This window comes from Streptomyces poriferorum (genome assembly GCF_019399235.1).
In the GTDB taxonomy this organism is placed as follows: domain Bacteria; phylum Actinomycetota; class Actinomycetes; order Streptomycetales; family Streptomycetaceae; genus Streptomyces; species Streptomyces poriferorum.
In genome coordinates this window covers 1-5,501 of sequence record NZ_JAELVH010000370.1, presented here as the reverse complement: position 1 = coordinate 5,501, position 5,501 = coordinate 1, and the positions used below count along the sequence as shown (strand labels likewise).

3 protein-coding genes are annotated in these 5,501 nt (G+C 71.4%); 2 read left to right on the top strand and 1 reads right to left on the bottom strand.

Annotation, left to right across the window (positions count from 1 at the left end):
• Positions 1-3,491: S8 family peptidase (locus JGS39_RS36005; protein WP_219573973.1), on the bottom strand; the 3,491-nt coding region annotated here is incomplete at its 3' end.
• Positions 3,492-3,702: 211 nt separating this feature from the next.
• Here JGS39_RS36005 and JGS39_RS36000 point away from each other — a divergent pair.
• Both JGS39_RS36000 and JGS39_RS35995 read left to right on the top strand, forming a co-directional pair.
• Positions 3,703-4,692: a helix-turn-helix transcriptional regulator gene (locus JGS39_RS36000; protein ID WP_219573972.1), complete on the top strand. Its 990-nt coding sequence runs from the start codon at positions 3,703-3,705 to the stop codon at positions 4,690-4,692.
• A 102-nt stretch (positions 4,693-4,794) separates the two neighbouring features.
• The gene (locus JGS39_RS35995; RefSeq protein ID WP_219573971.1) at positions 4,795-5,277 is read left to right on the top strand and encodes a DUF456 domain-containing protein; all 483 of its coding nucleotides are present in this window, start codon (positions 4,795-4,797) and stop codon (positions 5,275-5,277) included.
• Positions 5,278-5,501: the final 224 nt, after the last annotated feature.

The window sequence follows — 5,501 nt, the reverse complement described above, 5'->3', positions numbered from 1 at the left end:
TTCATGCCGTCCGCCGGCAGGTCGTAGCCCGGGAAGAGCAGCGGGATGCCCTGCGAGTAGGCGCTCTCGTCCCGGTGCGAGCGGAACTTCCAGGTGGTCTGCGTCATGGTCGACCGCTTCCACACCGCGGCGGGCTGACCCGACTTCATGGTCATCATGCTGAGTTCGTACGCGGCGTCCTCGGCCGGGACGGTGAACACCCCGGACGGCCAGCCGGATTCACCGAGCACCTGGCCCCCGCTGGTGAGCCGCATGTTGCCCATGTCCCCGAAGGAGCCCTGGAGTCCGCCGTGTTCGCTGTCGCTCCAGAAGCCCGGGGCGACGCCGATCAGATTGTCCTGACGTTCGGCGGCGAGCAGTTCCCTGCCCTGGTTGTCGCGGGGCGCGGACGGGACGATGACGCCCCGGTACCAGTCCGCCGAGCGCTTCGATCCGGCCTTGTGCGTACGGAACTTGTCCATCATGAACTCGCCCCACGGGAAGCTGGAGGAGAGCCCCTGCTGCCAGGTGCTGTCGCCGGCCGAGTAGTACTCGGTGCGCTTGCCTGGTGAGGGCACGCTGTCGAACGCGCCGACGCCGTACCGGGCGCCGTAGGGGGTGGCGACGAGCAGCGTGTCGACGAAGTCGGTCTTCACGCCCATCGATTCGTAGGTGGAATCGACCCTGCTGAGCGCCCTGTCCCTGACCTTGTACGTGCGGTCCGAGGTGACGGTGCCCGTCTCGGGGAAGGCCAGGTTGTAGACGAACGGGCTGGCCGCGGTGGCCTTCCAGCTCAGCCTCACCGGTCCGGCGGCCAGTGCGGCGGCCAGACCGGCCGCCTCGTCCGCCTGGATTCCGAGCGAGGGCAGGGGCGCCGCGCCGTATCCGACGGACGGCTTCCACGGACCCGCGGACGGGCGGTGCGCGATGACCGCCACGGCGCCGGCGGCCTTGGCGTCGCGCGCCTGGACGGCCATGGGAGCACCGTCCTCGACACGGACCAGGGCGATCTTCCCCGCGACGTCGGCGGCCTTCAGCTCGCCGGGCGTACCGGTGCCCGCGTCGACGAGTGCGGCCTGGCCCGTTCCGTCGAGGTTGACGGATCCGGTGGACGCGGGAGTGGGGTGCAGGGTGGCGCCTCCAACGACCGCGAGCTTCTCGATCTGCGGGGCGTACGCCCGCCAGAAGCTGTCGAACGCGAAGTCGCCGTCCTGGGCCCTGCCCTGGATGTCGACCAGGTAGTCCTTGATGAGGCTGCCGCCGGCGATGGACCCCGAGTGCAGCCAGACGTCGTCCCAGCTGCGGCCGAAGGCCAGGGTCCCGCTCCGGGTCTCGGTGACCCGGTCCTCGGTCTTCACCTTGATGCGGTGCGCCTTGCGGGCGTCCAGCACCAGGACGGTGTCCTTGGTGACGTTCAGCTGGGGCCGGGCGAGGTAGCCGACCGACTTGGCGAGCGTTCCGGTGGCGTCCTCGGGGTCGGCCGAGACGATGAAGCTGGAGACGAAGTAGGCGCCGGGGCGCACCTCGTACACCTGGTCGGTCGAGCCGTCGTTGAAGCGGCGCTCGCCGGAGGCGGTGTCGGTGCCGATGACGTCCAGCGAGGACGAGCCGGTGGCGGGCTCGCCGTTGCCGTCGATCAGCTTGACGCGCAGGGTGACGGTCTCGGCGCCCACGTACAGCGAGAACGGGGTGGAGACCTTGCCGCCGCCGGTGGCGGTGGCCAGCACCCGGCCGGTGACGTCGCCGTACTGGCTGTCCTGGAGCTTCGCGGTCGGGTCGAGCTTCAGCGGGACCTCGACACTCGCTCCGCCCGGCACGGTGACGCTTTTCGCGCCGAGCGCGGCGACGGTGGAGCGGACGGCCGAGCCGTCGTTGCCCGTGACGCCCTGGACCGTGAGCGCGAGCTTCACCGGCTTGTCGCCCGTGTTGGTGTACGGGATCTGCACGGTGGTGCGGTCCGTCTTGTCCTGCGGCCAGTTGAAGGTGCCGCCCTGGACGGCGGGTGCGCCGGTGAGGGTGGTGTCGATCGCGGCCTTGACGTCCAGCCGGCCGCCTCCGGTCTCGCGTACGTCACCGGGGATGTCGCTCTTCGCTGACGACACGAGGGCCGCCTTGACCTGCTGGGCCGTCCAGTCGGGGTGGCGTTCCTTGACGATGGCGGCGGCGCCCGCGACGTGCGGGGTGGCCATCGACGTACCGGACATCGACTGATAGGCGTAGACGCCGCGGCCGCCTGCCGCGGCGGCGGAGATGTCGACGCCGGGGGCGGCGATCTCCGGCTTGAGGGTGTGCGAGACGATCGCGGGTCCGCGGCTGGAGAACTGGGCCGTGGAGTCGTCGCGGTCGACGGCGCCGACGGTCAGCACGCTGGGGGCGCAGCCGGGCGAGGAGACGGTGTTCAGCGTCGGCCCCGAGTTGCCGGCCGCGATGACGAACAGGGTGTCCTTGCTCTTGCCGAGTTCCTCGGCGGCCATGCTCATCGGGTCCGTGCAGTCGGTCGGGGTCTGACTGCCCAGGCTCATGGAGACGACGTCGGCCTTCTGGTCGACGGCCCACTGCATGCCCGCGATGATCCAGGAGGAGTCGCCGGAGCCGCTGTCGTTGAGCACCTTGCCCACGAGCAGGTCGGCGCCGGGGGCGACGCCCTTCTTCTTCCCGTCGCTGGCCGCGCCGCTGCCTCCCACGGTGGAGAGCGTGTGGGTGCCGTGGCCCTGGCGGTCGTCGGTGGTGTCGGAGTCGGTGAAGTTCTTCGACTCGGTGATCCGGCCCTTGAGGTCCGGGTGTTCGGCGTCGGCGCCGGTGTCCAGGACGGCGACCTTGGTGCCCTTGCCGTCGTAGCCGGCGGCCCAGGCGAGGTCGGCGCCGATCTGCTTGGTGGAGCGGTCGAGGCTGGCCTCGACCTTGCGGTCCAGCCAGAGCTTCTTCAGCCCGGCGGCGGAGCGGGACCGGGGGCCGGTGACGTCCGACCAGAACCCTGCGGTCTGCTTCTTGTCGGCCTTGAGCGCCACACCGTCGATGGCGGGGAGGGCGAGGCCGCGCGCGGCGCCGCGCGGGGTGGCGGGCGCGCTGCGTGCGGTGTCCGTGGAGTAGGTCGCGATCAGCGGTACGGAGTCCGCGTGCGCGTCGTCGTACCCCTGCCGGATGAGCCCGGTGACGTTGAAGAGTTCCTCGTCGACGGTGCCGGCGGCGAGCGCCTTCACGGCAGTGTCCGGGTAGACGTACAGGTCCGTGCCCGAGCGGCGCGTCTGCACGAGGGGGACGGTGCCGTCCTCGCGGGGCAGCGCGGTGGCCGAGGCGTTGCCCGAACCGTCGGTGCTCACCAGCACCTTGTCGCCGGTGACCAAGGTGACGGTGACCGGCTTGTCCGCCTTGGCGGTGGCGGCAGCGGTGCCGGTCAGCGGTCTGTTCGTGCCCGCGTCGCCCTGTGGCGCTGCCACGGACGGTGCGATCACCGTGACGGCGAGGACGGCGGCGGTCGCCGCCCCCAGTGCCGTACGCGATATCGGACGCATCGCTCTCCCCAAGTGAAACCGGAACGAAGAGCGCAAAGGCCCTCATTCCGGAGGTTGTTGGTGCTGCGGTGGCGCCACATTGGCAGAGTGACGGGCGGTACAGCGATGATGTGCCACGGCGGGTTTACGCCGTGGCTGCTTTCCGCCACGGCCGGTCGGCCGGGCAGCACGACATGACAGGGCAGCAAGGCGGTTCGGGAGGGGTCCGGGGATGCTGGGAGCCATAGGTCTCGACGAGATGCAGGAGTCCGCCTACCGCGCGCTGGTGGCGGTGGGAGCCGCGGAGGTCTCCGATCTCGCGCACCGGCTGGCGCTGCCCGAACGGGACACCGAGCGGGCGCTGCGACGGCTGGAGCAGCACGGGCTGGCCGCGCAGTCGTCGGCCCGTACGGACCGGTGGGTGGCGGCGCCGCCCGGGGTCGCGCTGGGGGCGCTGCTGACCCAGCAGCGCCACGAGCTGGAGCAGGCGGAGCTGGCGGCGGTGCTGCTGGCCGAGGAGTACCGGGTGGACGCCGCCGAGCCCGCCGTGCACGATCTGGTCGAGGTGGTCACCGGGGCGAGCGCCGTGGCTCATCGCTTCCATCAGTTGCAGCTGGGGGCAGCGAGTGAGGTGTGTGCCCTGGTCACCGGCAACCCGATCGCGGTCAGCGGGCTCGACAACGAGTCCGAGGAGCAGGCCGCCACCCGCGGGGTGTCGTTCCGGGTGGTGGTCGAGCGCGAGGTCCTGGGGCTGCCGTCGGGGATCCTGGAGCTGTCGGCGGCGCTGAGCCGCAACGAGCAGTGCCGGGTCGTGGACCGGGTTCCGACGAAGCTGGTCGTCGCGGACGGGGCGCTGGCGATGGTGCCGCTGACCTCCCGAGGCGCGGAGCCGGCGGCCCTGGTGGTGCACGCGTCGGGGCTGCTGGAGTCGCTGACGGGGCTCTTCGAGGCGGTGTGGCGCGAGGCGATGCCGTTGCGCCTCGCCGAGAGCGGCGGGGTCGGGGAGGACTCGGCGGGGCCGGATCCGACGGACCTGGAGATCCTGTCGCTGCTGCTGGCCGGCCTGACCGATGCCAGCGTGGCGAAGCAGCTCGAACTGGGGCTGCGGACGGTGCAGCGCCGGGTCAAGGGCCTGATGGAGCTCACCGGGGTGTCGACCCGGCTCCAGCTGGGCTGGCATGCGTACGAGCGGGGCTGGGTCGCCCGCGAACCCCGCCCCTGACCGGGCCCGCGGCCTCGCCGTCACGCCTCTGAGCTGCGCCTAAGGTCCCGAAGCGGGGCGTGACGACGGGCGGGACCGGCCGGACTCCGGCAGGCTGGTCAGATGAGTGTGTGGCAGCTCGTCGCCGTCGGTCTGGTCATGCTGCTCGGCCTGATCGGCGTGCTGGTGCCCGGTGTACCCGGGCAGGCCATCATCTGGGCCGCCGTCCTGTGGTGGGCGCTGACCGACATGACGCCGGCCGCCTGGGGGGTCCTGATCGGGGCCACGGCGCTGCTGCTGCTGAACCAGGCGCTCAAACCGCTCCTGCCACCACGCCGGCCCCGCGATTCCGGGGCGCCGCGCCGCACGCTGATGCTCGGCGGGATCGGGGCGATCACCGGGTTCTTCGTGATCCCCGTGGTCGGGGCGGTCGCCGGGTACGTGGGCGTGATCTACGGGGCCGAGCGGCTGCGGCTGGGCAGCCGCGGGGCCGGCTGGGCATCGGTCCGCTCGGTGATGCGGGCGACCGGCTACTCCGTGCTCGTCGAACTGTTCGCGTGCCTGCTGGTGGCGGGGGCGTGGCTGGGCGCGGTGGTCTGGGGCTGACGCCCCTCCTCAGCCGTCACGTAGGCGAAGCCCAATCACATGGAGAGAAACACATCGGATCTCTCGCGCCCTATTGACGACCAGAAGGCCCAAGTCTACGTTCCGTGAGGACATAGCTCGGATGAATTGACGCGCCTACCTGCGTACGAATCGTCAGGAGATTCCTTGCCCACAGCACCGGACCACGCCTCCTCCCCCCGCACCGATTCCTCGCCCCCTACCTC

Excerpts from the sequence above, each read along its gene's own strand:
- JGS39_RS36000 (WP_219573972.1), top strand. The coding sequence starts at position 3,703 with ATGCTGGGAGCCATAGGTCTCGACGAGATGCAGGAGTCCGCCTACCGC.
- JGS39_RS35995 (WP_219573971.1), top strand. The coding sequence starts at position 4,795 with ATGAGTGTGTGGCAGCTCGTCGCCGTCGGTCTGGTCATGCTGCTCGGC.